The following is a 23,849-nucleotide window of genomic DNA, read 5'->3' as shown; positions in this document are numbered from 1 at the left end:
AGCATGTGATCACTTCCTGCCTCGCCAGTTTGACTGACTACCTATGAAGTATCATAGGATTTTTTTATAAAAAATCGAATTAACAGGTACGTTTTGTCTTGTTTAGTTTTCAAAGATCATGTTCAAAAATGGAGCGGGTGATGAGAATCGAACTCACGACATCAGCTTGGAAGGCTGAGGTTTTACCACTAAACTACACCCGCGTGGTTTGTATTGGCGCGCCCGAGAGGAGTCGAACCCCTAACCTTTTGATCCGTAGTCAAACGCTCTATCCAATTGAGCTACGGGCGCTTAATCAGGCGACTTAATTATCTTAACATATCGTTTTTCTTAAGTCAACATCTTTTTAAAATTTGTTTGCCGCATGTGTGTGAACGTCTCTGTTTCAAATACGTCATCAGCGACGAATAAAAATATACCATGAATCATATAAAAGGGTCAATACATTTTTCTAAAAAAGTTTCATGTTTTTTAAAATTGATTTTTTCTTAGATCAATAGACATGTAATAGCCCTATTTTCTCCTCTTTCTTCATAATTCCAATGATTCTTAAATAAAATCTTTCTAAATACAAAGGAGGACAAAACATGGCCACATAGAATTTTTATTTATTGGAAAATTCTTAATATTTTTCCAAGCATTTAAAGGAGGTAGGAGATGATGAAAAAGTTTATCGCTTTTCAAATCATGATCGCTTTGGTGATAGGAGCTCTTATCGGCCATTTCTTCCCTGACTTCGGAATGGCCCTCAGGCCAATTGGAGATGGATTCATCAGGCTGATTAAAATGATCGTTGTTCCAATCGTGTTCTCTACCATTGTTATTGGTGCAGCCGGCAGCGGCGGCATGAAGAAAATGGGCAGCCTTGGATTAAAGACGATCATTTGGTTTGAGGTCATCACAACCATTGTTCTTGGGATCGGGCTATTATTGGCAAATGGGCTAAAGCCTGGCGTTGGCCTCGATTTCTCTAAATTAGCTAAGAAAGATATTGGGGAATTAGATGGTTATACGGAGAAGGTCGTTGACTTTAAACAAATGGTATTAGATATCATTCCAACCAATATCGTCGATGTTATGGCTCAGAATGATTTACTTGCTGTCATTTTCTTCGCCATCTTATTTGGTGTAGCGGCAAGCGGAATCGGTAAAGCCTCTGCTCCTGTTCTCGCCTTCTTTGAATCAGTGGCACAAATTATGTTTAAGCTCACACAGATGGTGATGGTGACAGCACCTATTGGGGTTCTTGCATTAATGGCTGCTTCTGTCGGCCAATATGGCATTGTTTTATTAATCCCAATGATGAAGCTTGTCGGAACAGTATTTTTAGGATTATTCATTATTCTCTTTGCTTTATTCCCTCTGGTCGCACTGATCTTCCGTTTTAACTACTTCGAAGTATTAAAAATGATTTGGGATTTGTTCCTTGTTGCCTTCTCTACTACGAGTACTGAAACTGTCCTTCCTCAATTGATGGAACGAATGGAGAAATACGGGTGTCCAAAAAGAATCGTTTCCTTTGTGATTCCATCTGGTCTTTCTCTCAATTGTGACGGATCAAGTTTATATTTATCGGTTGCCTGCGTATTTCTTGCACAAGCGTTTGGTGTCGACATGAGTCTGTCACAGCAGCTTTTAATGATGCTTGTTCTTGTGTTAACGAGTAAAGGTATTGCAGCTGTGCCATCCGGTTCACTCGTTGTTCTTTTGGCAACCGCTCATGCAGTCGGTCTTCCCGCAGAAGGCGTTGCCATCATAGCCGGTGTTGACCGAATTATGGATATGGCACGAACAGGCGTGAATGTTCCAGGGCATGCCGTTGCATGTATTGTCGTATCTAAATGGGAAAAAGTATTCCGTGAGTCGGCGTGGGAAGTTCCAAAAGCAGGTGAAGAAACAAAAGGGATGTAATGTTATATGAAGGAAAGGGTTCGCCCTTTCCTTTTTTATGCTAAAAATGTTTGCTTTAGTACGGCTTTTCCTTGAGGATGCAGCTGTACTTCTGCATATGCCCCATTAATCAGCGTCATTTGCGGCGGGACATGCCCACAATCTATGTCGTAAAAAATGGGGATTTGTAATTCCTTTTGTAATTCTTCATATACATCCTGATACTGATACCCTTCAACAGGCACATTTACTGCACTACGCCCAAACATGATACCTGAACAGTGATCAAACCAACCTGCTAGTTTTAATTGAACAAGCGATCTCTTCACGCTTGCAGCATTTAATTCGCAGTTTTCGAAATACCAGAGAATCGGTTCATCTTTTATGAATGTTTTCTGAAAAGTTTTGACGTCCCCACAAGGTGTCCCTGCTAAATGACGTATGACATCAATGCAGCCACCCAGCAGTCTGCCCTTTACCATCTTTTCTTGTTGATCAACCGTATGCCATGCGGTAGGTTCTGTTAAATGAAAGACATGTTTAATCGGATCGTCACGCTGCCATTCCTTTTGATACATAGATGAAGAAAACTGGCTTATGTCCATTTCTTCTTTTGTTGAAAGTACTTCTTCCCACATAACAGTCGTTTGATCAAGGTCTTCTCCCTGAAGATCGACTAAGTTCGGTCCATGCGCTGTGGCAATGCCTGTTTTTAATGTCAACGCCAGCAGAAGTGCACTCGTATCTGAGTAACCAAGAATCCACTTTTTTTTCATCGATGAGAAATCAAGGTGCTCTAACACTTCCATAAGCAGCTGTCCTCCCCATGGCGGGATGATGTGATCAATCTCCTCACATGTCATCATGTACTGAAGTTCGTTTGCTCGTTCTATCGCAGGCGCAGATTTTGCCTTTTCCTGCTGCCAGACCGTCTCTCCACATATGACATCGTATCCTCTATGTTTCATTCGTTCACATGAAAGCTGAAACATGTCATGCAAAGATGGCCGTACACCTGAGGAAGGTGCTGTAACGCCAATTGTTTGTCCTTTTTGCAAATGCGGAAATTGTATCATTCTGCTTCCCCCAACCTCTACTCTCTTCCCTGTCCATTTTAAAGAAAATGCCCCTTTTATAAGGGACATCTCTTCTTATTCCTTTTGACGCAGTACAGTATAGACTCCTGCAAAGATACATAGAATCCCAATGAATGAGCGTATCCCCATCTCTTCACCTAAAAGCAGCCAGCCGAGAGCTGCCCCTACGATCGGTTGAAAGAAAAAGAACAGACCGCCGCTCGAGGCATCCATCAATTGAAGCCCTCTATTCCACAAAAAGAATGCTAAAGCTGTTGAGATGATGCCTAGATAGAGAATGCCGCCCCAAATCTCTGGCCTTGCCATCTGCTCCACATCTAGATGAGGTAAGCGAAATAAAACAGCTGGTGTTAAGACAATGAATGCAATGATGATCGCATATGTGGTCGTCACGACTTGAGGGTATTTTCCTGGAACTCGTTTCAGCAAAACAGACATCAGTGCCCAAGTTAAAGCAGCGAAAACTAATGAAAGACCGCCAACAAATTCATCTGAGTGCACTGCGACTGGTCCAATCATGAGCCATACACCTGCTGTAGCAAGCAGGATGGATGCGCACTTTCGAACAGTCATGGCTTCTTTTAATAGAAAGAAAGCAAACAGCACCATAAAAGCAGGGGTCGCAGATGTGATCACAGCCCCCATTTGTGCCGACGTATACATGGTGCCAATTTCTTGGGTCACAATTGATAGGAAATTTCCGATCAATCCGATCATGACAACAAGCGGGATATCTTTTTTATCTAATCGAAAGGAATAGCCCAAGCGCCAAATGGTGCACACCAGCACGATTCCTGCTACAGCATATCTCATCCATACAAGCTCAAGCGGCGGAACCACCGCTACTGTTACTTTGACAACAACGTACATGCCGCCCCAAATACTTGCAGCGATTGCTAGGTAAAGGGCGCCTATATATTTTTCCTTCATCTTTTCCCCTCCGTTACTGGATATATTGATCGCCATATCCACAAACGGAGATCACTCTCCGTTATGGACGGAGGGTGTTTGGTACATCATGTTCAAATAAAGGCTTCCATAGCATTGTCGTCACCTCATTTATTTTTATTTTCAGACTACTTTATAACAAATTCTGGTTGACTTCAATCCTTTTTTGTCACCATTTTTCTTCATATAATAGAAGATAAATGGGTATTGACATGCTGAATTCGTTTTCATATAGTAAGAAAACTATAGGTGGCCACGGAGAAAAGGAGTAGAGGACGTTGGATATTGAAGCGAGGAAACACATTCCCAGCACGGAACATGAACCGTTTCTCGAGGGAATAAAAGATTGTGTGCCAACCCTGCTCGGTTATATGAGTATTGGGTTTGCCTTTGGAATTGTTGGAATTAGCGCACAGTTAAGTATATGGGACATTGCGCTTTTATCGATTTTTATTTACGCAGGTGCTTCACAGTTTATTATCTGTGCACTGCTTGTGACAGGGAGTCCCCTTTCCGCTATTATTTTCACCACATTTATTGTCAATCTGCGGCATTTATTGCTCAGCCTGACGCTTGCTCCTCATTTCACACGCTACTCTGTGAAACAAAATATAGGATTCGGTCTATTGCTGACTGATGAATCCTTCGGTGTAGCGATAAATAAATTAGCGCAGAAAGGAAAGCTGAATAACAGGTGGATGCACGGACTGAACTTAACGGCGTATTTATGCTGGATTGCGGCCTGCATACTTGGCGGCATTTTTGGACATTGGATTTCAAATCCTGAAGCGCTTGGTCTTGATTTTGCTTTATCAGCGATGTTTGCTGCACTGTTAGTCCTTTCGTTACAGACAGTACCCAAAAATAAGTTAACTCATCGCCTGTCGCTTGTGTTGTATATGGTCATTGCTATGTTTGTTCTGCTTCATTTTGTTCCATCACATGTGGCTGTTCTCATAGCAACTGTACTTGTCGCAACTATTGGGGTGGTGACAGATAAATGATTAGCAGCTTTATGTTATGGCTCATTGTTGGTTGTATGATCGTCACCGTCATTCCGAGAGTCGTACCCTTTATATTTGTACGGAGTATTCAGCTGCCTGAAGTGGTGCTGAAATGGTTATCGTTTATTCCTATTTGTATCTTTACAGCTTTGATTGCAGAGCATCTCTTCATCCATACATCAACAGGCACAGGCGTCACCATTCACTGGATGTATCTTGCTGTCTTGACTCCTACTGTACTCATTGCTGTTTGGACAAAAAGCCTGTCACTTACTGTTCTTGCCGGCGTCATGCTGATGGGCACTGCTAGATGGTTTTTCTAAAAGAAAAAGCTTAACCACATGTGGTTAAGCTTTGTTTCATTTGACGATTCCGTATACAAATCCATCATAACCTTTTTCCCCAACAGTTTGAATCGCTGTTGCCTCTATTCTCGGCTCTTGTTTGAGTAAATCGAAAAATTCACGAGTTCCTTGTACTCGTTCATCCTCATCAGAGTCATGAAGGACTGCACCATTTCTGACGACATTGTCTGCAATAATGACTGTTCCCTTTTTCGAGAAATCTAACGCCCACTTCAGATATTTCGGATTGTTCGGTTTATCTGCATCAATGAAAATGAAATCGAATGGAAGCGCAGCCTTCTCTTTTAACTGAGATAACGTATCTAATGCCTTTCCTTCCAAAATGCTCACCCGTTCTGATAAGCCCGCTCTGCTGATGTTTTGCTGTGCGATCTGTACATGATGGCTGACAGCCTCTAATGTGATGAGTTCCCCATCCTCTTCAAGAGCACGAGCCAGCCAAATAGTACTGTATCCACCGAGTGTCCCGATTTCTAAAATGCGCTTTGCATTCTTCGTTTTTGCTAATAAATAAAGCATTTTCCCTTGGGCTGGTGACACATCAATTTCTGGCAGACCCGCTTGCTTATTATGAGTAAGGGTTTGCTCCAATACATCATCTTTAGGAATCAACTTGTCTGTGATATACTCGTCAACTTTTCCCCACACGTGCTCCATTTCATCCATCTCCCTTGATCATGTCTTCTCTCTCAAGTCTACATGATGATCGTGAGAACGTATAATCAATTCTTTTCACACATCTATTCATTTTTTTGATGAAAGACATGTGATGAGGAATACATGAAGCAACGCACTTGTTTCGGTTCTACTCGTTCAGCTTATTTTTGACATCCCCTTTTTTATCTTGAAGCTTTCCTTTTGCTTGATCCTTTTTCCCTTCTGCTTTCAAGTTTTGATGATCGGTTGCTTCACCAAGCTTTTCTTTGACTTGACCTTTGACTTGATTTGTTTTTCCTTTCGCTTTATCCATATGTCCTTTTTCTTTACTCATTTGTTCCACCTCCACGTTTGATACTATTCATTTAGCCTTTTTGAAAGATACAAAACATCTGAGTGTGCGATGTACACGTTTCAGGTATGATAGACATTAGAAGAAGGGTTGGTGTTCTATTTCATGATCGTCTCTGAAAAAATATTCACAGTTCGTGGGTTGACCTATCATATTCGGTCCGCTTCAGCGGCCGATGCCAAACAGTTATCAGCTCTCAGACTGAAAATCGATGGTGAAACAGAGTATTTAGACCGTGAACCGGGCGAAGCCTTTCTTGATGAAAAAGCATTTGAGGCTTTGATTCAAGAGGATAGCAAGCAAAGCCGGCATTTATTTTTGGTCGCTGCTATTGAAAGAAAAATTGTCGGTTTTTCAAGATGCGAGGGCCATTCACTCAAGCGATTTGCTCACAAAGTGACATTTGGCGTCGCCATCCAGAAAGATGCTTGGGGCTATCACATCGGGAAAGAGCTTTTAGCCGCTTCAATCGACTGGGCAGATCAGCAGGGTATACAGAAGATGTCACTTCAAGTGCTGGAAACGAACAAAAAAGCTATTCGGTTATATGAGAACCACGGCTTTTTGATTGAAGGCGTATTAAAAAACGATAAACGGCTGAGTGACGGATTATATTATGATACTGTTGTGATGGGCAGACAGCTGCCAAGCTCCTGACTACTTACATCACATAGCCCCATATCATCGAAATCGCACTGTATATCAGAAGCAGCCCCATCACATACTGGAACGGTTTTTCGTAAGCAGTCAAAAAACGCTTATACAAAGAGCCAAATAAGCTCCAGCTGAATGTACCAAGAAAGCCAATGAGTGCGAGAATCAGCGTCCATATGACATACTGCATATTAGATTGTCCATATGGCAAAACAAATGTTGAAATCACAGTCAATCCATACAAAATCGCTTTTGGGTTGATAAATTGCAGCATCATACCAGGGATAAAATGATTGTAGCGATCAAGTGTTTCGTCATCCCCGCCTTTACTTTTCATGATTTTGACCGCTAAATAAATCATGTATGCAGCTCCGATGAACGCCATGACCCATCCTATTTTCGGCATCACTTGATAAAGGATGAGATTAAAGAAGCAGCTCAAACACAAAATGACGAGAAATCCGATACCTACACCTAAACAAAATCGAAATGTTTGCTTGACCCCATATTTATTCGTAAAGACCATGGCCATGATGTTGTTGGGCCCTGGGGTAAAGCTGCTAACAAAAGCATAGATCAACATGGATACAATCAAAATGCCGCCTCCCTTATACGTTATTTAGACTTTAATTACTTTATTGCGTACATTACGTTTTATTGTAACGTTCGGTCTTTATAAAGTAAATAGAGAAAGGAGCTTTTTTCATGGAAGACGTACAATCGATTATTTCTAAAAATGTGAGGCTTCTGAGAGATCAAAAAAAATTAAGCCTCGAAAAGATGGCAGAATTAACTGGTGTCAGCAAGACGATGATTGGACAAATTGAAAGAGGAGAATCGACCCCTACCATCACGACTTTGTGGAAAATCGCCAACGGATTAAAGGTATCTTTTAGTGAGCTCATTCACGCACCACAGCCTGAAATCAAGGTAGTACGCAAGGAAGATGCACAGGTTTTAACTGAAGATGATGGAAAATATCGTGTATACACGACTTTCCCTTTTGACGACCGGGGGAAATTTGAAATGTACCGAGTGGAAATTGATCGAGGCGGGTCGCTTCGTGCGAGTGAACACATTGGGGGAACAGAGGAATTGATCACTGTTTTTGAGGGAGTCCTTGATTTATCCATTGGTGATGAACAATACACCTTAAAAGCCGGAGACTCTATTCGTTTTAAAGCGGACCGGACGCACACGTATAAACAAACCGGAAAACAAATGGTACGGATGCAAATGATTCTTTATTATCCTCATGAAAAAAGCTGACAGGCTTGTCCACCTGTCAGCTTTGCGTTTTATTTAATTAAATCCCGGATCGCGTACCACTGTTCCAGTAAATGTGACTCTATATTTTCCTAATCCTAATTCTTCAATAGAGGTTTGTTTTAAAATCCCGACCCAGCCATCCTCTGCATATACAATACTTTCTGGGATGTTTGATGTCGTATATGTTCTTGTTACTGAAACAGTTCGACTGGCCTGAGCCGTTACTTCACTGTTTGTTTGCTCCTTTGCTTCCACTGGAGCAGTTGTGACCCCAGCACCCGTTAAGACAATTACTCCAACCAAAACAGAAGACATGACCTTTTTCACAAAAAAATCCCTCCCTTTTTTGTTGAACGTATAAACTATACCATAATTTAGAACTTTTGTAAGTTTATTTTTTCATTTTTTTGAAAATTATGATATCATTGTCTTATGCTGGATAGAGTGCGTTACATACTTCTATGCATTTATCCTCACCTCAATCTAGTGAAACAATTGTGAACGGAGGTGATTTCATGAAAAAATGGCTCATCTGTTTTCAACTTGTTTTCCTCTTCTCCTTGGCGATCACACCATTTGCTTCTGCTGCCAAATGCCCTACAGTAAAACCATGTATCACTGATCCTTAAGCATAAGAAAAGGCCGATCAAGCCTATTCTCTTGGTCGGCCTTTTTATTTATTTTTGCTCTGCTTCCCAGCGGGCAACCTCTTCTCTTACTTTAGGAGCCACTTCTTTTCCAAATAGCTCAATGGCTTTCAGCACTTGATCATGCGGCATTGAACCAACCGGTACATGAAGCATAAAACGTGTGATGCCTACATTTTTTCTAAGGTGAATGACTTTCTCTGCCACTGTATTTGGATCTCCTACATACAGCGCCCCTTCTAAAGTTCTCGCTGCATCAAACGTAGAACGAGTATAAGGTCCCCAGCCGCGCTCTCTCGCTAATGTGTTCATCACATGCTGTGTAGATGGGAAGAATTGATCTGCTGCCAGGTCTGTTTCTGCCGCAACAAATCCATGAGAATGTGATGCTACAGTTAATTTCTCAGGGTCATGTCCAGCGTGCATTGCCGCTTGCTTGTACAGCTGAACGAGCGGTGCGAACTGTCTAGGACTTCCGCCAATGATGGCAAGTACAAGCGGTAACCCTAGTAATCCAGCACGTACGACAGATTCACGGTTTCCTCCACTGCCGATCCAGATTGGAAGCGGATCTTGAACAGGTCTTGGGTATACCCCAACATCCTGAATGGACGGGCGATGCTTTCCGCTCCATGTTACACGCTCTGACTGCTGTAATTTCAACAGCAAATCAAGCTTTTCTTCAAATAATTCTTCATAGTCATCAAGGTCATAGCCAAAGAGCGGGAATGATTCAATAAATGAACCACGGCCTGCCATAATTTCTGCACGTCCGTTTGATAGTCCATCCAGCGTTGCAAAATCCTGAAATACACGAACAGGATCTGCTGATGAAAGGACTGTCACTGCACTTGTCAGACGAATATTTTTTGTTTGTGTGGCTGCAGCTGCTAAGACGACAGCTGGATTCGATGCGGCGAAATCCTCACGGTGGTGCTCACCTACGCCAAATACATCGAGACCGACTTGATCTGCTAAAATAATTTCTTCTACTACTTCTCGAATACGCTGTGCGTGACTGACTGTTTTTCCTGTTTGAAAATCGGGTGTTGTTTCAACAAATGTACTAATTCCTAGTTCCATGATGGGAACCCCCTGTCTTATAAATATGTCACAAATTCAGAAACTGGCTTTCTATAGCCTCTCGCTTGTCTGCTCTCTACTTTTTCTTTTCCGAGTGTAATCATTAACACAGGAACCAAATCTGATTGAATGTTTAATACCTTTTTCATTGCTTCGGGATCAAATCCGATCATCGGGCAAGTATCCCAGCCTTTATTTTTAGCGGCAAGCATAAACAGCATGGCAGATAAGGAAGCATTGCGGATCGCCTCTTCCTTCTGGAAATCGGCTCCTCTCTGCACATAAAAGCTCATGGTCTCTCTGACCATTTCTTCATATTGCTGCGCATTGATAATGCCTAGCATTTTTAGGCCTTCATATATGTTCCCTGCGTGCTCATAAGCTTTTGGATCTCCGAGTACGATGATCGCTGCTGAAGCAGAGTGCACTTTATATTGTCCAAATGCCGCTTTTCTTACTTGTTCTTTCAGCTCTTCTGTTTGGACGACAACATATTGTGTATGCTGCAAGTTAAAAGCGGATGGTGCCAGCTTGACCTCTTCAAATATGCTGTTAAGCTCTTCTCTCGAAATCGAGATATTTGGCAAAAAATTTGATGCGGATCGTCTTTCACGTACCAACGTATCAAAGCTGAGTGTCATCTTGTTTCCCCTTTTCGCGAAGTTGTTTTGCACCTAAACCGATTTTTTTCAGTAATTCAATGAGCTGCTCTTTTTCTTCTTTTTCAATAAAGGCTAGATTTTGCGAAATGACCTCTGTGTGTTTAGGGAAAATATCGTCAAACAATTGCTTCCCTTTTTCCGTCAGCCATACATGAAATACCCGCTTATCTGAAGTCGCACATTGCCTTTTCACCAGTTCTTGTTTTTCTAGTTTGTTCACGACATATGTCATGCTTCCACTTGGGATTGAGAGGATATCGCTAATTTTTTGAACAGGCTGAGGCCCTTTACTGTAGAGCAATTCAAGGATCTGAAAGTTCTCAAATCCGATATCATAACGTTCAATGTCTTTTTGGATATTTGTAAAAAGGGCTTGATAGGCTTTCATCCACACGCGGAATAGCCTTAAATCTAATTCATGATCATGCTGCACCATGGCAACTACTCCTTTTTCAAGAAATCCTAAAACTAGGATAAATTTATCCTAACACTAGGATATTTTCTTGTCAACGAGTTTATTTCATAAAAAAAAGACCACCTTGGTTCAGTGATCCTCTTCTTTTAAGATAAAATGCATTTCAGCAATTTGTTTATATTGATGTACATCCTGTAATGAAAACTTGGATTCCAGATCCGCCGGCGAAAAGAGAGGAATTCCTCTTCCAATGATGACAGGTACGATTTGAAGAAAAAGCTCATCAACCAATCTTTCTTTTATGAAAGATTGAAGCAGTCCCCCGCCGCCGACAATCCAAATATTCCGGCCTGTTTCATTCTTTAATTTTTTCACAAATGATAAGACATCTTCGCGAATGATATGGGTTCCTTCCAGACTGTCTTGTAACGTACGTGACATGATATAACATGTCTTTCCTTCATAAGGAAACTCATCTGGTGACAGCTGAAGAACTTGTTCATATGTATTGCGCCCCATGATCAGCGTATCGACTGACGCATAAAAGGTGTCGTAGCTCGTTTCTTCTTCGCCCTCTGTCCCTATCAGCCAATCGAGCCGATGATCCTCTCTCGCTAAATATCCATCGATACTCATCGCCCCATAAAAAAGCAGCTTCCTTTTCTCACTCACTCCCACCACTCCCTTACTTCAAATAAGAACATATATTCTATTTTATCAAAAAGGAAAGACAAAAGCTACATAACTTTTTACGATTCCTGTTCCACCTTGAGGAGAAGCTCGTATAATTTATGCGCGAGCTTGCCGGCATCAATGGTCATTTCTTCGTGAATCCATTCCTCGAGTACACCCACGACACCAGACACGACAAAAGAGGCCTCTATTTGCTCATTCTCTGTAATCGGCCGCTGATCAAGCTGCCATTCTTTCATGATTTTTTCTTTGAAAAATGCTTTGAATTGGTTTGTTGTTGGACCATTTGGTTTTACAAATAACGTCAACATATATTGATTCTCTTTCAAGTACTCCGTCGTTTTGTTTAAAAAGGAAAGCATATCAAGAGGGTCCTGACTTGGAAAGGTTTCATCATATAACCCTCCGAGCTGATCGAATAGTTCTTTCTCAAGCTGTTCATATAAATCAAACACATCTTGATAGTGCAAATAAAAGGTTCCCCTGCCTAAATCCGCTTTCCTTGATAGCTCTGATACCGTAATCTGCTGCACTTCCTTTTCCTTTAACAGCTCAAGGAAGCTTTCCCGAATGGCTCTTTTTGTTTTGATTGTTCGTCTGTCCTTCATGACAACCCCTCCATTGTTGAACAATCAGGCGCCAAATGTCTATTTATGAACAGGATCTCATCCATTGCCGATGTTCGATTGGTTTACTTCTTATTATACTCAACACATGTTCAATAATCTATATGTGTTCAGTAAAGGAGGACCAATATATGTTTCATTTTAGACTTGCTAGAGAGGATGAACTGCCTCAAGTGGCAGAGTTGTTAGATGATTCGTTTCAGGACTATTCATTTTTTGACCTATTATGTGAAAAGGTCTCAAACCGGTCTGCTTTCGCTCGTCAGCTGCATTTGGTCAATACAAAGGTGTATTTTCAGCATCAAATCTGTTTGGTCGGGGTTGAAAACGAGAACATTGTGTCTGCTGCCCTTTTAAAGCATCCGCGTCTTCCTGAACCAGGCTTCATGGATTATGTGTTATCAGGTGGGTTAAAGCTGCTCTTCATTGGCGGTATATCGGCGGTTCAGCATGTGTTCCGTGTGTTAAAGGAGGCGAAAAAAGCATGTTCTTCCTTAAAGCAGCCTTACTGGTATTTAGAAGCACTTGTCGTGGCAAAAGACCAGCAAGGAAAAAAACTCGGAAGCCGCATGTTAAAGCAATGCCTTTTTCCCTTTATCGCCCGGCAAGGCGGCGGACTGTTTACACTGATGACACACAACGAGGCCAATCGTCAGTTCTACCGAAAAAATGGCTGGATGGAATTTGATGAAAGGGTACTGCGCGGAAAGGAAATGTCCTTGGAAAGCTGGAGCTATAAAACCGTGATTAAATAAGGTATCCTCTTCAGGTGATGATATAATAGAGTCAGTTCAATCAATGATCATACTTGGAGGAGAGACTGATGATACGACGACTTGATCATATCGTGTTGACTGTACAACATATGGAAGACACCATTCGATTTTATACAAACGTATTAGGGATGAAGGAAGAAACTTTTGGTGAAGGCCGTAAAGCGCTTCGTTTTGGTTTACAGAAGATCAACCTTCATGAAGCTGGTCATGAATTTGAGCCAAAAGCGGCTCATCCTCTTCCTGGTTCTCATGATTTGTGCTTTATCACCGATTTAGACATGGACAGTTTGCTGCTGCACCTCCGGAAGCAAGTGGTCCCCATTGAAGAGGGGCCGGTCAGACGCACAGGTACATTAGGTCCTATTGAATCTGTTTATATCCGTGATCCTGATCTGAATTTAATTGAAATCTCTCGATATATAGAGGAGGGTGATCCGTCATGACTCGTATATTTTTGAGACCGATTGAAGAACAAGATTATCCTGGTATTCAAAGAGGATGCCAGCATGCAGAAACACTTTATATGACTGGCACACGCAAAACGTTCACACTAGAAGAAATTCGCTCCGCCTATACCCGCTTTTTGCAGGATGACAGCAGACGAGATTTCGCCATTTGTCTGCTAGACACGAAAGAGATGATTGGAGATGCGGCGATTGTGGACATTGATCCAATCAATCATACGGCAAGCTTCCGCATTGCGCTTCACGGGCCAGAGCATTTTCAAAAAGGCTATGGCACTGAAGCTGTTCGGATGGTTCAAGCATTTGCCTTTGACACATTAGAACTCAACCGTCTTGAGCTTGAAGTCTTTTCCCACAATCCAAGGGCCTTTCGAAGCTATGAGAAAGCCGGATTTCAATACGAAGGGAAAAGACGCCAAGCGCTCTATTTCAACGGTACATACTCAGATGTCATCATCATGGGCATCCTTCGTGAAGAATATAAAAACATGATGAATACAGATGCTCCTGCTTAAGAAGGGTCATCTTTTTTAAAAAATTGAATTCCAGTGACGATGATTAAACAAATGATGGAAGAGAGAACTATAGAGATACTCGCTAGACTAAGCACCATGCCTTCCCATCTGCCAATAAAAAAACTAACAATCAATAAAACCAAACCAAATAAAATCAAGCATATTGGGACAATGAACCCCGCATGGCGCTGCCGGCGTCTTTTCCCTGCCCACCATGAGAGACACAAGACAACGATTGTAAAAAAGGCGGTTTGCAGCCAGAACATGTGATATCAACTCCTAACCCATAACAATGGAGGTACTTCAAATGAACATTAGACCCATTGAGCAAAAAGACAACCCGTATATCGCAGCGATTATCCGCCAGTCACTAGAATCAGCGAATCTAGCGATTGAAGGAACAGCCTACACTGATCCCCAACTTGACCAGCTTTTCGAATACTATCAATCATTGACTCATGCAGCCTATTGGATTGCTGAAGAGCAGGGTGAGATTGTGGGCGGTGTAGGGATTGCTCCATTTACAAAGGGAGTATGTGAATTACAAAAGCTTTATTTAAGTCCAAAAGCACAAGGAAAAGGTGCGGGCAAAAAACTGATGGATACGGCACTGGAATATGCCTCTGCATACTACGAAGCGTGTTATTTAGAAACCCGCCGGGAATTAACAGCAGCTATAGGCCTTTATCAGCGATATGGCTTTTCTCTTCTTTCAGAACCGCTTGAAGGCTCTGAGCATTCTGCAATGGATGCTTGGTTTCTCAAAACCTTCTCATCTTGAACCATAAAACAATCGATAGGTTTTGAGCCTCTGAAAGCCTAACTTCTCTGCTAGTTTGATTGAAGCTAGGTGATGGACATCGCAATCCCAATGCGGCGTCCTCTCTTTTTCAAGACAGATGCTGATCATATGCTGAGCTGCCAGCAGCGCCAAATCTTTTCCGCGATAAGACTCATCTGTCCAAATATCTATCTCCGCACGATCCATACTTGAAAAAATAGAGACGCATTCACTTACCACGTTCTCTCCATTTAAAATGGCAATCCCGATTCCCTTTGATAGAAAACGAGCTGTTTCTCCCCAATAGGCTTCGTAATAGCTAGGAGGGAAAGCACTGCTTGCAGTCATCACCTGCTCATTTGTCCGCTCTACTCTATAGCCTGGATGAGGCTGAGTGGCATGAGAATATGCCTGTGAATAAACGTACGCATGTCTTTCCATTTCATTCAGATGTAACCCAAGACATTTTTTCATCATTGCATCTGTTAATGGATTTGCTGAAAATAAGGTGAATCGGCCGTTTTGTCTTTTCTGCCTTTCGTACACATCCACAATGAAGGCTGAGCAGCGTAACAGCTCCGCTTCACTCCTTCCTGCTACATAATAAATGCCGCATGAAGCTTCGAGAAAATAAACAAGCGGATGCGCTTCATCATCTACATAAAGATGTCCTTGTATCATGCCATCCATGACCGCATCTACAAACACTGGATATGCCGGATCGATCTGTCTAATTCCTTTTTTCATTAATGGTGTCTTTTGCTGCTTCAATAGATGCACGATGCTCCCTCCTATCCTTCCATTATAAAGAAAAAGCAGCTGACATAGAGAATTCTTTGCAAAAAAAGGGATTTTGCAAAGGCGCAATTTTTTTAAAAAAGAGACCTCATTTAAAAGGTCTCTTACATTCTGGATGATATTATTCTACTCATGCTTCTTCTGTCACCTTCCCCTTCCAAATCAGGGTTAAGCGACTGTTTTTCGTCTCGTTCTGTTGATTTTACCGACAAACATATAGCCATATTTATAATGATTCGCTAACCATGACAATAGGATAGATCCAGCAATTGCTAGTGCTGATATTATGATTGTCCCTACAAAGAATGGATAATCTTTTAATTGTCCCCATAGCAACACAGAGATACCTAGAAAATACCCGTGAAGCAAATAGATGGTGAATGAATATTGACTAATGACAGCTACGAAAGGTGGAACGCTTTTCACTTTAGAAAACAAGAGAAAACATAAGAAGACAATACTGATTGTATAAAGAACAACGTCTGGCCTCTTAGAAGAAGGCTCGAAAAAGCCTACATATGAATTGCTTAGAAGGGTCGCTGCGGAAATCAAAACAAGTCCATACACGGCATACTTAAAACGATGAAGTCTTGTGATAAACTGCTGATAATTCACTCCACAATAATAGGCTAAACAAAAATAGAATAACCACCCTGGAAATGGAATCCATTCTAAGCCAAACATTGGATTAGGTAATTGAGGTTGTGGGATTTTGACGAGGTTCATGACACTTAAATAACCAACTGTGATGATAAAGGAGATCGGCAATACCCATTTGGCTGAGGTACGCTTAGCAATTTTGTGAAAAAACATATGCAAAAAGTAAAATTGAAAAATAATCAGAACAAAATAACCAATATAATTTCCCAATAAGACATTTGCTGAAGCTCTTTTAAAAAAGTCAGCTGCCCCTCCATTTAACGATGCCGAATGCATAAATCCATCGACAATCCCAATAAATACAAATGGGAAAAAGATGGCTTTCACTCTCTTCCACATAAATCCTTTAGGTGTACCATTTGGATAAGCATGCGCCAATAAAAACTCAGAAATGAAAATAAAACTCGGTGTACTGAACATGAGTAGTGCTACAAGAATCGATGATGATTGAGGACTAGATAAAATGGCTATTGCATGAATGAGCACAACACTCAAACACGAGATACACCGAATAAAAAAAATCTCTTTAATTTGCATTGAAAATCCCCCTCCTGTATTTGGTAAAACATGTATTAGATTAACATGAATAACACCTTATCAACAGGGACCTTGTGATTATATTCAAAAATCTATCCAAAAGGAACAAAAAAAAGAGCCCTAGTTAGAGCCCCTAATCTAATCAGATTCAACCGTTGCCTTCCCCTTCCAAATAAGGGTTAAGCCTAATCCAAGAAATAAGACAACACCTGCGAATAAAAATGGGAAATGAATATTTTGATCGAATAAAATGCCGCCAAGTGCCGGCCCGAAAATCGTACCTAGGCTTGTGTAGGTAGAGTTCATCCCTGCGACAAATCCTTGCTGGTTGCCAGCGATTTTGGATAAGAAGGTCGTTAATGCTGGACGCAATAAATCAAACGCAAGGAAAATGACACATGTGACAATCAGAACAACCAAAAAGCCTGAAACAACGGTTGAAACGAAAGCAAGGACAGCCCCGATAATCAGACATAGCTGAATGACTCTTTTTTCTCCTAGGGCATTTACCAGTTTACCAAACACAAGTACTTGGATGATGACTGCCACAATCGAACTGACGGTAATGATGACGGCAATATCTTTTGGACCAAATCCAAACTTATGATTTGTGAACAAGCTAAAGACTGTTTCATATGCAGATAGTCCAAATGCGAGGACAAACACAATGATAAAGGCGATGAGGTAGCTTGGATGAATTGATTTTTTCAAATCTTTAAAGAAAGTCGATTCTTTCACTTCATTCATTTGCTTCTCTCGCTCTTCTTTTGTTAAAGGCTCCTTCAGCATAAACATAGACGAAATGACGGCAATAAACGCAATCCCTGCCGCAAAGAAGAATGGCAGGCGTACGCCGTATTCTGCTATAAACCCGCCAATTCCCGGACCGATGATAAAACCGGTACTAATGGCCGCAGAGACATAGCCCATCGCCTTTGATCTTTCTTGAACGGTCGTAATATCTGCGACATATGCAGTGACAGCCGGCATAATAAATGCCGCACTAATACCGCCTAGAAGCCTTGCAAAATACAGAACATACACGTGTGTACCAAGACCAAAAACGAGTTCTGATAACGCGAATAGAAACAGCCCAGACACAATCATAATCTTTCTTCCGTAGCGGTCTACCCATCTACCTGCAATAGGTGATGCGATGAGCTGGGCAACGGCAAACGCCGCCACAAGGTATCCCATTGTACTCCCTGTTAGATGCATGACATTCATGAATAGCGGCATGACAGGAATAATGAGACCAATGCCTAAAAACGCAATAAATATATTACTTAATAAAATCACGAGTACTGCTTTTTGCTCACGAATCGGTTTTTGCATGATGTTTGTTTCCCCTTTACTGACTCACTTGTTACTCATGATGGTTGATCCCGTGAATAAACAATGAGATCGCCTCTTTTTGTAACTCTTTCTTCTGCTCAATGGTGTCATTTTTATATAACACGTCTAATCCATAAAAAACGGAAAGTAATATTTTCACTTTTGACTCCACATGCTGGATCGACCAGCTGCCATCTTCATTTCCCTCAAGTAAGATATCTCTCATCACATCATCAAAATCGACATCAATCTTGTTCAGCCGCTCCATGACTTCGTCTGATGTAAAAGCACTGGCACAAAATTCCTCACTCGCTCTCATTAATGGGTAGTTAATGCCCATTTGACTGAGCATCTCTGCAAATGCAGCGAGCTTATCGACAGCCCGGTGCTGTGTTTTCTTCTCCTCATGCCACGTTTCCATCATCAAACGGTGATCCTCTTCCATAATATGAAGAAACAAAAACTCTTTTCCTTTGAAATGATGATAGAGATTGCCTTTACTCACCTCAGCAGCCTCTAAAATATCGCGCACGGATGTTTCTGAATATCCTTTTTTCGCAAATAAATCACGAGAAGCGGTGACGATTTTTTGCTTCGTCTTCTCACTCTTTCCAGCCCCGCTTTGTGTACTTGTCATGTGTCACAATCCCTTTCTACCCTGCATTTCTTCATACGGACAAAATAAAACCGACCAGTTGGTTTATTTTTTTATTATAAATGGATTTTTATCATAATACAATGAAAAAAGCATTGGACTTCATAAGGAGTGATTCATGTGAAAACAAACAGAACAGTCATTTGCGCTATCACAAAAAAGGACTTATACGTATTTTTCTTCTGCGACCTTTTCATGGCTACTTTGGCGTACTACGTGTTCAAATTCAAGCCAACGACATTTTATGAATGTGCGGGAATCATGGGAAGTATTCTTTGTCCCTTTTTGATGAAAAAGTGAATATACCGATGATCTCCCTTTCAGTATATCCGTCATTCATTTAACTTTTCTTTATATTTAACTTCACTTAAATATAAAGATTACCTATAATAGAAAAGAGGTGATGTCATTGGATGAGGAAATCATTCATTACGGTAAAAAGATCATTGAATACTCGAATGCTCTAGGCTCAATTTATGTAGAAGAGTATCAGCGATTTTTAAAACATGAGTATGCAGATTTATCAGCCAAACAAGAGCTGACACTTGAGCTATTGCGCACGAAAACGAGAACAATCAATGAATTAGCTGATTACTTTTCGATTTCTGCCAGCGCAGCTAGCCAGCTTGTATCAAAGCTTGAGAAGCTCGGCTATGTCAAACGAGAAATTAATCCACATAACCGAAGAGAAATCATTGTTGATTGTGCTCAAAAGGGCCATGACTATCACAAGAATACGGAAGACATTCAACTGCACCTTATACAAAAATATTATGCAAAGCTTCCAAAAGAAGATTTAAAAACATTACTATCTCTATACGAAAAAATCTATCAGATTGCAAAAGAAGCGCCTTAATACGGTGTTTCTCTCATCAACACTTAAGTTATCTAAACTATTAAGGGGATGAAAATATGCAAAGCATTCATTTACAAGATGGCCGGTACATCGGTTTGACTCAATACGGTGATCTTGAAGGGTTTCCAGTATTCTTTTTTCATGGGACACCTGGATCAAGAGTGATGTTTTTAGATGATGATCCAATCTCTCAAGAACTCGGCATTCGTCTCATCTGTGTTGATCGACCTGGATTTGGTTTATCTACCCCTCTACCTGACCGTACAATTTTAGACTGGGCAAAAGACGTGCTAGAAGTGGCAGATGATCTTGGTATTCAACATTTTTCAGTGATGGGTGTATCTGGAGGCGGCGCATTCGCTGCTGGTTGTGCCTATCAATTGCCGGATCGCGTCCTTTCAGCTGCACTGATCTCAAGTACAACCCCTTTTCAGAACGGGAAACCGCCGAAAAACATGCTGAAAGAAAATAAATTAGCCTTTTTCCTTAGTAAGAAGTTTCCTTGGCTATTGAAAGCAAGCTATCATTCCCAAAAGAAAATGATTGAGAACAAACCAGAGAAATTTAAGAAGCTGGCCAAAAACGGGAACAAGCATTTACATCCGTGGGATCGGCAATTCCTTCAAACCGATGAGCAGTTAGAGATGATGATGACCCATTTATACGAAGCAACTCGTCAATCGGTGGATGAATGTATTCGTGAACCCATTTTACTCTCGAAACCATGGGCATTCGATATGAAAGATATTCAAATCCCTGTTGATGTCTGGCATGGAAAAGAAGATACAATGGCTCCATTTGTAGAAATAGAAAAAATAGCTCAGGCGATTCCAAACGTCAAAACCCATTATATCGATCAAGCAGGGCACTTTCTTACTGATGTAGACGATATTTGGCGAGATATTTTACTCTCTTTAAAGGAACGTGCTGAACTTCAGGAACATGCATAAAAAAAGACCCAATATGACTTGGGTCTTTTTCTTCATTAATACTGTTCATAATACCTTTGCACTTTAACTGGATCTTTTGTCTTCGTTAGTGCCAGCATGAGCAGAATACGTGCTTTTTGCGGGTTTAATGAATCAGACGACACAAAGTGATGTTCATCATCCGTTTTTTCATGGGTGACAATTCCATTACCCGTACGGCTTGACCTCACAAGAACCACATCTTTTTTCACTGCATCTGTTGCCCCTTTGATGGCTTCTGTTGACATCGTTCCATTTCCTACTGCAGCGACGACAATCCCTTTCGCACCTGCTTTTACTGCTGCATCATACATATATTTTTGATCATTTTGATAGCCATATAAAATATCGACTTGCGGTAATTCTTTTATCTTTGATACATCAAATTCACTTTCAGTCGTATGTTTTCTTGTCGGTTCGTTATAAAAGGACACCACTTCACCAGTAACTTCTCCGATGTATCCTTGCTCAAGTGACTTGAACGCATCGGTTGTGGTCGTGTTTGTTTTCGTAACAAATCGAGCTGATGCAATTCGGTCATTTAATGTGACCATGACCCCTTTGCCCTTTGCTTCTTTGGTTGATGCAATTTTCACCGCATGATACAAGTTAAGCGGACCATCCGCACTGATTGCGGATGCTGGTCTCATTGAGCCAACGACCACCACAGGCTTATCACTTTTAACAACCAGATGTAAAAAGTAAGCTGTTTCTTCAAGTGTATCTGTTCCATGCGTGATGACAATGCCATCTACTTGATCATCTTTTAATAGTTCATTCACTCGCTTGGCTAATTTTAAAAGAAGAGCGTTATCAACATTTTCACTGCCGACATTCGCAACCTGCTCACCCGTGACATTTGCAATATCCTTCAGCTGTGGAACGGAAGCAATGACTTTATCAATGCCGAGTGAACCAGATTTATAGCCCGTCGTATCTGTATCACTGTCTGAACTGCCAGCAATCGTCCCGCCCGTGGCTAATACCTTAATATTTGATAAGGACTTATTCCCTGTTTCAACCGCCTTGTTTTTCTCTTTTGTTTCATTGGATACGTTTTCTTTTTCGCTTTGAGTATTCTCTTGAGTGCCTGTGTTCGCACAGGCTGCTGTCACCAATAATAAAACAGAAAGAAGGACAGCACCTAACCATTTTGTCATGTTCATTGGATCATCTCTTTTCCTCATTTGATGGATTTCATGGCTAAATCTCTTTCTATAGGCTTTACTTTATACCATACCTTCATTCATCGACATGAGGCTAAAGATATAGAACCAAATAAAGGTAAAAAGGTCGTTATATTAATGATTTATTCAATTCTTATTACCTAAATTTGCTGTAATTCAGTTGAGTATTGAAGGTAGCGTATTTTAAAAATAACCGATGCTTGATAATGAATTTATGATAAAATATAGTAAATTTTACAAAAAAGGAGTATACATTTTGCATTCGCTTCAACCCTTTTACAAAATCCTCATCACACTATTCATCAGCTCTATTTTACTCGGCTTGTTTGTCTGCTTATTTCCACCTATTCAAGCTGAACCTGCGTTTCTGATATTTTATATTCCTATCTTTTTTGTTTTTTATTTCGTCTTTGCGGTTCCTTTGCAGTTATTGTTTTCTTTGCAGCCAAAGGCTTTCCATCCTCTTTATTTAGCTGCGTATTTACTGATTGCAATGGTTGTCATGCTCTTTTTCATCGATGGTATTGGGAGCCAGGCGTCTTTACCAATTATCATCATGAGCAGTCTTATCTACTGGACTTGTGATTCTTTGTTTTATCAAAGAATGCATGAAAAAAACACCTAACGCGAAGGTGTTTTTTCATTTTCTTTAAAGCATGTCTATCTTTTTCCCATCAAATAATCGGTATCCATCTTGAGCGATCTTCCTAGGACGTACAAAATCCTGTTCTGTATAGTAATGAAGGGCAATTTTGTGATGCTTCATCGCCTTCACTTGTTACATTCCTCCTTTGCTTGACCACACAGTCAATCACACCATAAAAAAATCACTGAGGATATCTACCTCAGTGATGGAATCTTTATTTCATAACTGTACCAGCGTGTGAAAAGATCGGATCTTTTAATTCAAATTCGAATGTCTTTCCGTCCACAATACCGACTGTTTTTTCACTGTCATAAAGCTCAAGCATACAAGCTGCCATTTCTTTTGATGTATGATATTTCTTGAAATTGCCTTCATATTCAAATTCGTCAACATCCAATGAACGCTTTGCAAATTCTGATTCTGTCGCGGATGGCGCTAATACTTTTGCCTGTAATTTGGCTCCTTTTCCTTTCAACTCTAGGGCCAGCCCTTCTGTAAAGGCGCTCACGTAAAACTTCGTTGCTGAATAGGTGACGGCATTGCCGACGACTGTATAACCGGCTCGTGAAGAAATGTTAATGAGCTGCGCTCCCTCTACTTGCTCATAATCACGAACAAATAAAGTGGATAGAATCGTTAATGCTTCGATATTCAGATGAAGCATGTCCCCAATTTTACTTAAATCTTGTTCTCCTATAGAGCCAAAGTGACCAAACCCTGCATTATTTATAAACGTATCCAGCTCATAATCTGATAATGATTCATAAAATGAATACACTTGCTCTTTGTTTGTTAAATCGACTGACTGTATGACTACTTTGATATCGGGATATTGATCATGAATCTTCATCTTCAATTCTTGGAGTTTATCAAGCCGGCGTGCAGCTAATATAAGATTTTCCCCTCGTGCTGCAAAGGCGAGAGCCGCCTCATATCCAATACCTGAGCTTGCTCCTGTAATGACTGTATAGCCCATTTTATATCCCCCTATTCGTGTCTTCTAACTGGTTAAATTATAACGACAGCGTTTCGCTCAAGTCAATTTTGAAGAGAGTCAAAGGGCATTATGTCTAACTGAGATACAGCTCCTCAGTCACTTCCTTTTGAATCATTTTGGAGGATGTCATGTTGAGATTTTTTTGTTCATTTTTGAAAAACCAATTGGTAGGAATGTTCAATTACCTCCACTACAAATGAGGATGGAATGTCTGCATGAAGGTAAATGGAATTCCAATGAGTCTTATTCATATAGTAGCCAGGGATAATTCCTTGAGGAAAGATATCTGACCCTTTTTACATTCACTTTTCT

The 23,849-nt window shown here is 40.8% G+C and carries 31 protein-coding genes, 2 tRNA genes and 1 pseudogene; 12 read left to right on the top strand and 22 right to left on the bottom strand.

Annotated features, from left to right (window positions below; translation table 11 throughout):
- Positions 1–129 precede the first annotated feature (129 nt).
- Positions 130–203, bottom strand: a tRNA-Gly gene (locus tag MHI23_RS02975).
- Between the two features lie 11 nt (positions 204–214).
- Positions 215–291: transfer RNA gene (locus MHI23_RS02970), tRNA-Arg, on the bottom strand.
- 369 nt (positions 292–660) lie between these two features.
- Here MHI23_RS02970 and gltP point away from each other — a divergent pair.
- Entirely contained in the window at positions 661–1,911 is a 1,251-nt protein-coding gene (gltP, locus tag MHI23_RS02965; RefSeq protein ID WP_056768426.1) for a glutamate-aspartate/proton symporter GltP, read from the top strand.
- 35 nt (positions 1,912–1,946) lie between these two features.
- On the opposite strand, the gene MHI23_RS02960 is transcribed toward gltP, so the two are convergent.
- Together MHI23_RS02960 and MHI23_RS02955 are read right to left on the bottom strand one after the other, a co-directional pair.
- Positions 1,947–2,966 carry a S66 peptidase family protein gene (locus MHI23_RS02960; RefSeq protein WP_342492274.1) on the bottom strand — a complete coding sequence of 340 codons (1,020 nt, stop codon included), beginning with the start codon at positions 2,964–2,966 and terminating at the stop codon, positions 1,947–1,949.
- Between the two features lie 75 nt (positions 2,967–3,041).
- On the bottom strand, positions 3,042–3,917 hold the full coding sequence (locus tag MHI23_RS02955; protein WP_024425435.1) for a DMT family transporter: 876 nt from the start codon (positions 3,915–3,917) through the stop codon (positions 3,042–3,044).
- A 296-nt stretch (positions 3,918–4,213) separates the two neighbouring features.
- On the opposite strand from MHI23_RS02955, the gene MHI23_RS02950 reads away from it, so the two are divergent.
- Both MHI23_RS02950 and MHI23_RS02945 read left to right on the top strand, forming a co-directional pair.
- Positions 4,214–4,939, top strand: a complete 726-nt coding sequence (locus MHI23_RS02950) for an AzlC family ABC transporter permease (protein WP_024425434.1) — start codon at positions 4,214–4,216, stop codon at positions 4,937–4,939.
- A complete protein-coding gene (locus MHI23_RS02945) occupies positions 4,936–5,262 on the top strand; it encodes an AzlD domain-containing protein (RefSeq protein WP_025093547.1) in 327 nt (108 codons plus the stop codon). Before MHI23_RS02950 ends, MHI23_RS02945 begins: the two co-directional genes overlap by 4 nt.
- Before the next feature lie 36 nt (positions 5,263–5,298).
- Here the strand turns inward: MHI23_RS02945 and MHI23_RS02940 are convergent, their stop codons facing one another.
- The gene (locus MHI23_RS02940) at positions 5,299–5,961 is read right to left on the bottom strand and encodes an O-methyltransferase (protein ID WP_025093548.1); all 663 of its coding nucleotides are present in this window, start codon (positions 5,959–5,961) and stop codon (positions 5,299–5,301) included.
- 148 nt (positions 5,962–6,109) lie between these two features.
- A complete protein-coding gene (locus tag MHI23_RS02935) occupies positions 6,110–6,295 on the bottom strand; it encodes a CsbD family protein (RefSeq protein WP_024427790.1) in 186 nt (61 codons plus the stop codon).
- Between the two features lie 123 nt (positions 6,296–6,418).
- Here MHI23_RS02935 and MHI23_RS02930 point away from each other — a divergent pair, with 123 nt between their 5' ends.
- Positions 6,419–6,970, top strand: a complete 552-nt coding sequence (locus tag MHI23_RS02930; RefSeq protein WP_024427791.1) for a GNAT family N-acetyltransferase — start codon at positions 6,419–6,421, stop codon at positions 6,968–6,970.
- Between the two features lie 4 nt (positions 6,971–6,974).
- On the opposite strand, the gene MHI23_RS02925 is transcribed toward MHI23_RS02930, so the two are convergent.
- Positions 6,975–7,562 carry a LysE family transporter gene (locus tag MHI23_RS02925; RefSeq protein ID WP_024425429.1) on the bottom strand — a complete coding sequence of 196 codons (588 nt, stop codon included), beginning with the start codon at positions 7,560–7,562 and terminating at the stop codon, positions 6,975–6,977.
- A 110-nt stretch (positions 7,563–7,672) separates the two neighbouring features.
- On the opposite strand from MHI23_RS02925, the gene MHI23_RS02920 reads away from it, so the two are divergent.
- Positions 7,673–8,236 carry an XRE family transcriptional regulator gene (locus tag MHI23_RS02920; RefSeq protein ID WP_342492273.1) on the top strand — a complete coding sequence of 188 codons (564 nt, stop codon included), beginning with the start codon at positions 7,673–7,675 and terminating at the stop codon, positions 8,234–8,236.
- Positions 8,237–8,269: 33 nt separating this feature from the next.
- Here MHI23_RS02920 and MHI23_RS02915 read toward each other — a convergent pair whose 3' ends face one another.
- The 6 genes from MHI23_RS02915 to MHI23_RS02890 all read right to left on the bottom strand — a co-directional run bounded on the left by MHI23_RS02915 (position 8,270) and on the right by MHI23_RS02890 (position 12,344).
- Complete coding sequence (locus tag MHI23_RS02915; RefSeq protein ID WP_277722400.1) at positions 8,270–8,563, bottom strand: hypothetical protein; 294 nt, start codon at positions 8,561–8,563, stop codon at positions 8,270–8,272.
- Positions 8,564–8,913: 350 nt separating this feature from the next.
- On the bottom strand, positions 8,914–9,966 hold the full coding sequence (locus MHI23_RS02910; protein ID WP_342489838.1) for an LLM class flavin-dependent oxidoreductase: 1,053 nt from the start codon (positions 9,964–9,966) through the stop codon (positions 8,914–8,916).
- Between the two features lie 17 nt (positions 9,967–9,983).
- Positions 9,984–10,607, bottom strand: a complete 624-nt coding sequence (locus MHI23_RS02905) for a nitroreductase family protein (protein ID WP_342492272.1) — start codon at positions 10,605–10,607, stop codon at positions 9,984–9,986.
- Entirely contained in the window at positions 10,591–11,064 is a 474-nt protein-coding gene (locus MHI23_RS02900) for a MarR family transcriptional regulator (RefSeq protein ID WP_342492271.1), read from the bottom strand. The genes MHI23_RS02905 and MHI23_RS02900 overlap by 17 nt, the downstream gene beginning before the upstream one ends.
- Positions 11,065–11,172: 108 nt before the next feature.
- Positions 11,173–11,715, bottom strand: a complete 543-nt coding sequence (locus MHI23_RS02895; protein ID WP_025093553.1) for a dihydrofolate reductase family protein — start codon at positions 11,713–11,715, stop codon at positions 11,173–11,175.
- Between the two features lie 77 nt (positions 11,716–11,792).
- Positions 11,793–12,344 carry a TetR/AcrR family transcriptional regulator gene (locus tag MHI23_RS02890; protein WP_024425422.1) on the bottom strand — a complete coding sequence of 184 codons (552 nt, stop codon included), beginning with the start codon at positions 12,342–12,344 and terminating at the stop codon, positions 11,793–11,795.
- Between the two features lie 149 nt (positions 12,345–12,493).
- Here MHI23_RS02890 and MHI23_RS02885 point away from each other — a divergent pair, with 149 nt between their 5' ends.
- The 3 genes from MHI23_RS02885 (at position 12,494) to MHI23_RS02875 (ending at position 14,117) form a co-directional block, all read left to right on the top strand.
- The gene (locus MHI23_RS02885; protein WP_024425421.1) at positions 12,494–13,117 is read left to right on the top strand and encodes a GNAT family N-acetyltransferase; all 624 of its coding nucleotides are present in this window, start codon (positions 12,494–12,496) and stop codon (positions 13,115–13,117) included.
- Between the two features lie 68 nt (positions 13,118–13,185).
- Positions 13,186–13,581, top strand: coding sequence for a VOC family protein (locus tag MHI23_RS02880; protein ID WP_024425420.1), 396 nt, complete (start codon positions 13,186–13,188; stop codon positions 13,579–13,581).
- Positions 13,578–14,117, top strand: coding sequence for a GNAT family protein (locus MHI23_RS02875; protein ID WP_024427798.1), 540 nt, complete (start codon positions 13,578–13,580; stop codon positions 14,115–14,117). The genes MHI23_RS02880 and MHI23_RS02875 overlap by 4 nt, the downstream gene beginning before the upstream one ends.
- On the opposite strand, the gene MHI23_RS02870 is transcribed toward MHI23_RS02875, so the two are convergent.
- Positions 14,114–14,383 (bottom strand): YesK-like family protein, encoded by a 270-nt coding sequence (locus MHI23_RS02870; protein ID WP_024425418.1) that lies wholly within the window; start codon positions 14,381–14,383, stop codon positions 14,114–14,116. The genes MHI23_RS02875 and MHI23_RS02870 overlap by 4 nt on opposite strands.
- Positions 14,384–14,424: 41 nt before the next feature.
- On the opposite strand from MHI23_RS02870, the gene MHI23_RS02865 reads away from it, so the two are divergent.
- The gene (locus MHI23_RS02865) at positions 14,425–14,898 is read left to right on the top strand and encodes a GNAT family N-acetyltransferase (protein ID WP_125587419.1); all 474 of its coding nucleotides are present in this window, start codon (positions 14,425–14,427) and stop codon (positions 14,896–14,898) included.
- Here the strand turns inward: MHI23_RS02865 and MHI23_RS02860 are convergent.
- From MHI23_RS02860 to MHI23_RS02845, 4 genes are all read right to left on the bottom strand, one after another.
- Positions 14,890–15,678, bottom strand: coding sequence for a GNAT family N-acetyltransferase (locus tag MHI23_RS02860; RefSeq protein WP_125587420.1), 789 nt, complete (start codon positions 15,676–15,678; stop codon positions 14,890–14,892). The genes MHI23_RS02865 and MHI23_RS02860 overlap by 9 nt on opposite strands.
- A 186-nt stretch (positions 15,679–15,864) precedes the next feature.
- Positions 15,865–16,893, bottom strand: coding sequence for an acyltransferase family protein (locus MHI23_RS02855; RefSeq protein ID WP_125587421.1), 1,029 nt, complete (start codon positions 16,891–16,893; stop codon positions 15,865–15,867).
- A 138-nt stretch (positions 16,894–17,031) separates the two neighbouring features.
- Positions 17,032–18,228, bottom strand: coding sequence for an MFS transporter (locus tag MHI23_RS02850; RefSeq protein WP_025093558.1), 1,197 nt, complete (start codon positions 18,226–18,228; stop codon positions 17,032–17,034).
- 31 nt (positions 18,229–18,259) lie between these two features.
- Positions 18,260–18,865, bottom strand: a complete 606-nt coding sequence (locus tag MHI23_RS02845; protein ID WP_122631434.1) for a TetR/AcrR family transcriptional regulator — start codon at positions 18,863–18,865, stop codon at positions 18,260–18,262.
- Positions 18,866–19,286: 421 nt separating this feature from the next.
- Here MHI23_RS02845 and MHI23_RS02840 point away from each other — a divergent pair, with 421 nt between their 5' ends.
- Together MHI23_RS02840 and MHI23_RS02835 are read left to right on the top strand one after the other, a co-directional pair.
- A complete protein-coding gene (locus MHI23_RS02840; RefSeq protein WP_024427804.1) occupies positions 19,287–19,739 on the top strand; it encodes a helix-turn-helix domain-containing protein in 453 nt (150 codons plus the stop codon).
- 56 nt (positions 19,740–19,795) lie between these two features.
- Complete coding sequence (locus MHI23_RS02835; RefSeq protein ID WP_125587423.1) at positions 19,796–20,689, top strand: alpha/beta hydrolase; 894 nt, start codon at positions 19,796–19,798, stop codon at positions 20,687–20,689.
- Positions 20,690–20,724: 35 nt separating this feature from the next.
- Here the strand turns inward: MHI23_RS02835 and MHI23_RS02830 are convergent, their stop codons facing one another.
- Complete coding sequence (locus MHI23_RS02830; RefSeq protein WP_029707961.1) at positions 20,725–21,873, bottom strand: type II asparaginase; 1,149 nt, start codon at positions 21,871–21,873, stop codon at positions 20,725–20,727.
- Between the two features lie 277 nt (positions 21,874–22,150).
- Between MHI23_RS02830 and MHI23_RS02825 the strand changes: the two genes are divergently transcribed.
- Positions 22,151–22,519 carry a UPF0715 family protein gene (locus MHI23_RS02825; RefSeq protein ID WP_025093561.1) on the top strand — a complete coding sequence of 123 codons (369 nt, stop codon included), beginning with the start codon at positions 22,151–22,153 and terminating at the stop codon, positions 22,517–22,519.
- 24 nt (positions 22,520–22,543) lie between these two features.
- On the opposite strand, the gene MHI23_RS02820 is transcribed toward MHI23_RS02825, so the two are convergent.
- The 3 genes and pseudogenes from MHI23_RS02820 to MHI23_RS02810 all read right to left on the bottom strand — a co-directional run.
- Positions 22,544–22,669 (bottom strand): hypothetical protein, encoded by a 126-nt coding sequence (locus MHI23_RS02820; protein WP_277600443.1) that lies wholly within the window; start codon positions 22,667–22,669, stop codon positions 22,544–22,546.
- Positions 22,670–22,754: 85 nt separating this feature from the next.
- Positions 22,755–23,516, bottom strand: coding sequence for an SDR family NAD(P)-dependent oxidoreductase (locus tag MHI23_RS02815; RefSeq protein WP_024427808.1), 762 nt, complete (start codon positions 23,514–23,516; stop codon positions 22,755–22,757).
- Positions 23,517–23,683: 167 nt separating this feature from the next.
- Positions 23,684–23,812: pseudogene (locus MHI23_RS02810) on the bottom strand (MmcQ/YjbR family DNA-binding protein); the annotation flags it as partial.
- Positions 23,813–23,849 lie beyond the last annotated feature (37 nt).

Source organism: Bacillus sp. FSL M7-0003 (genome assembly GCF_038628485.1).
In the GTDB taxonomy this organism is placed as follows: Bacteria; Bacillota; Bacilli; order Bacillales; family Bacillaceae; genus Bacillus; species Bacillus safensis.
The sequence above is the reverse complement of the archived record's forward strand: the minus strand, read 5'-3'. Positions and strand labels throughout refer to the sequence as shown.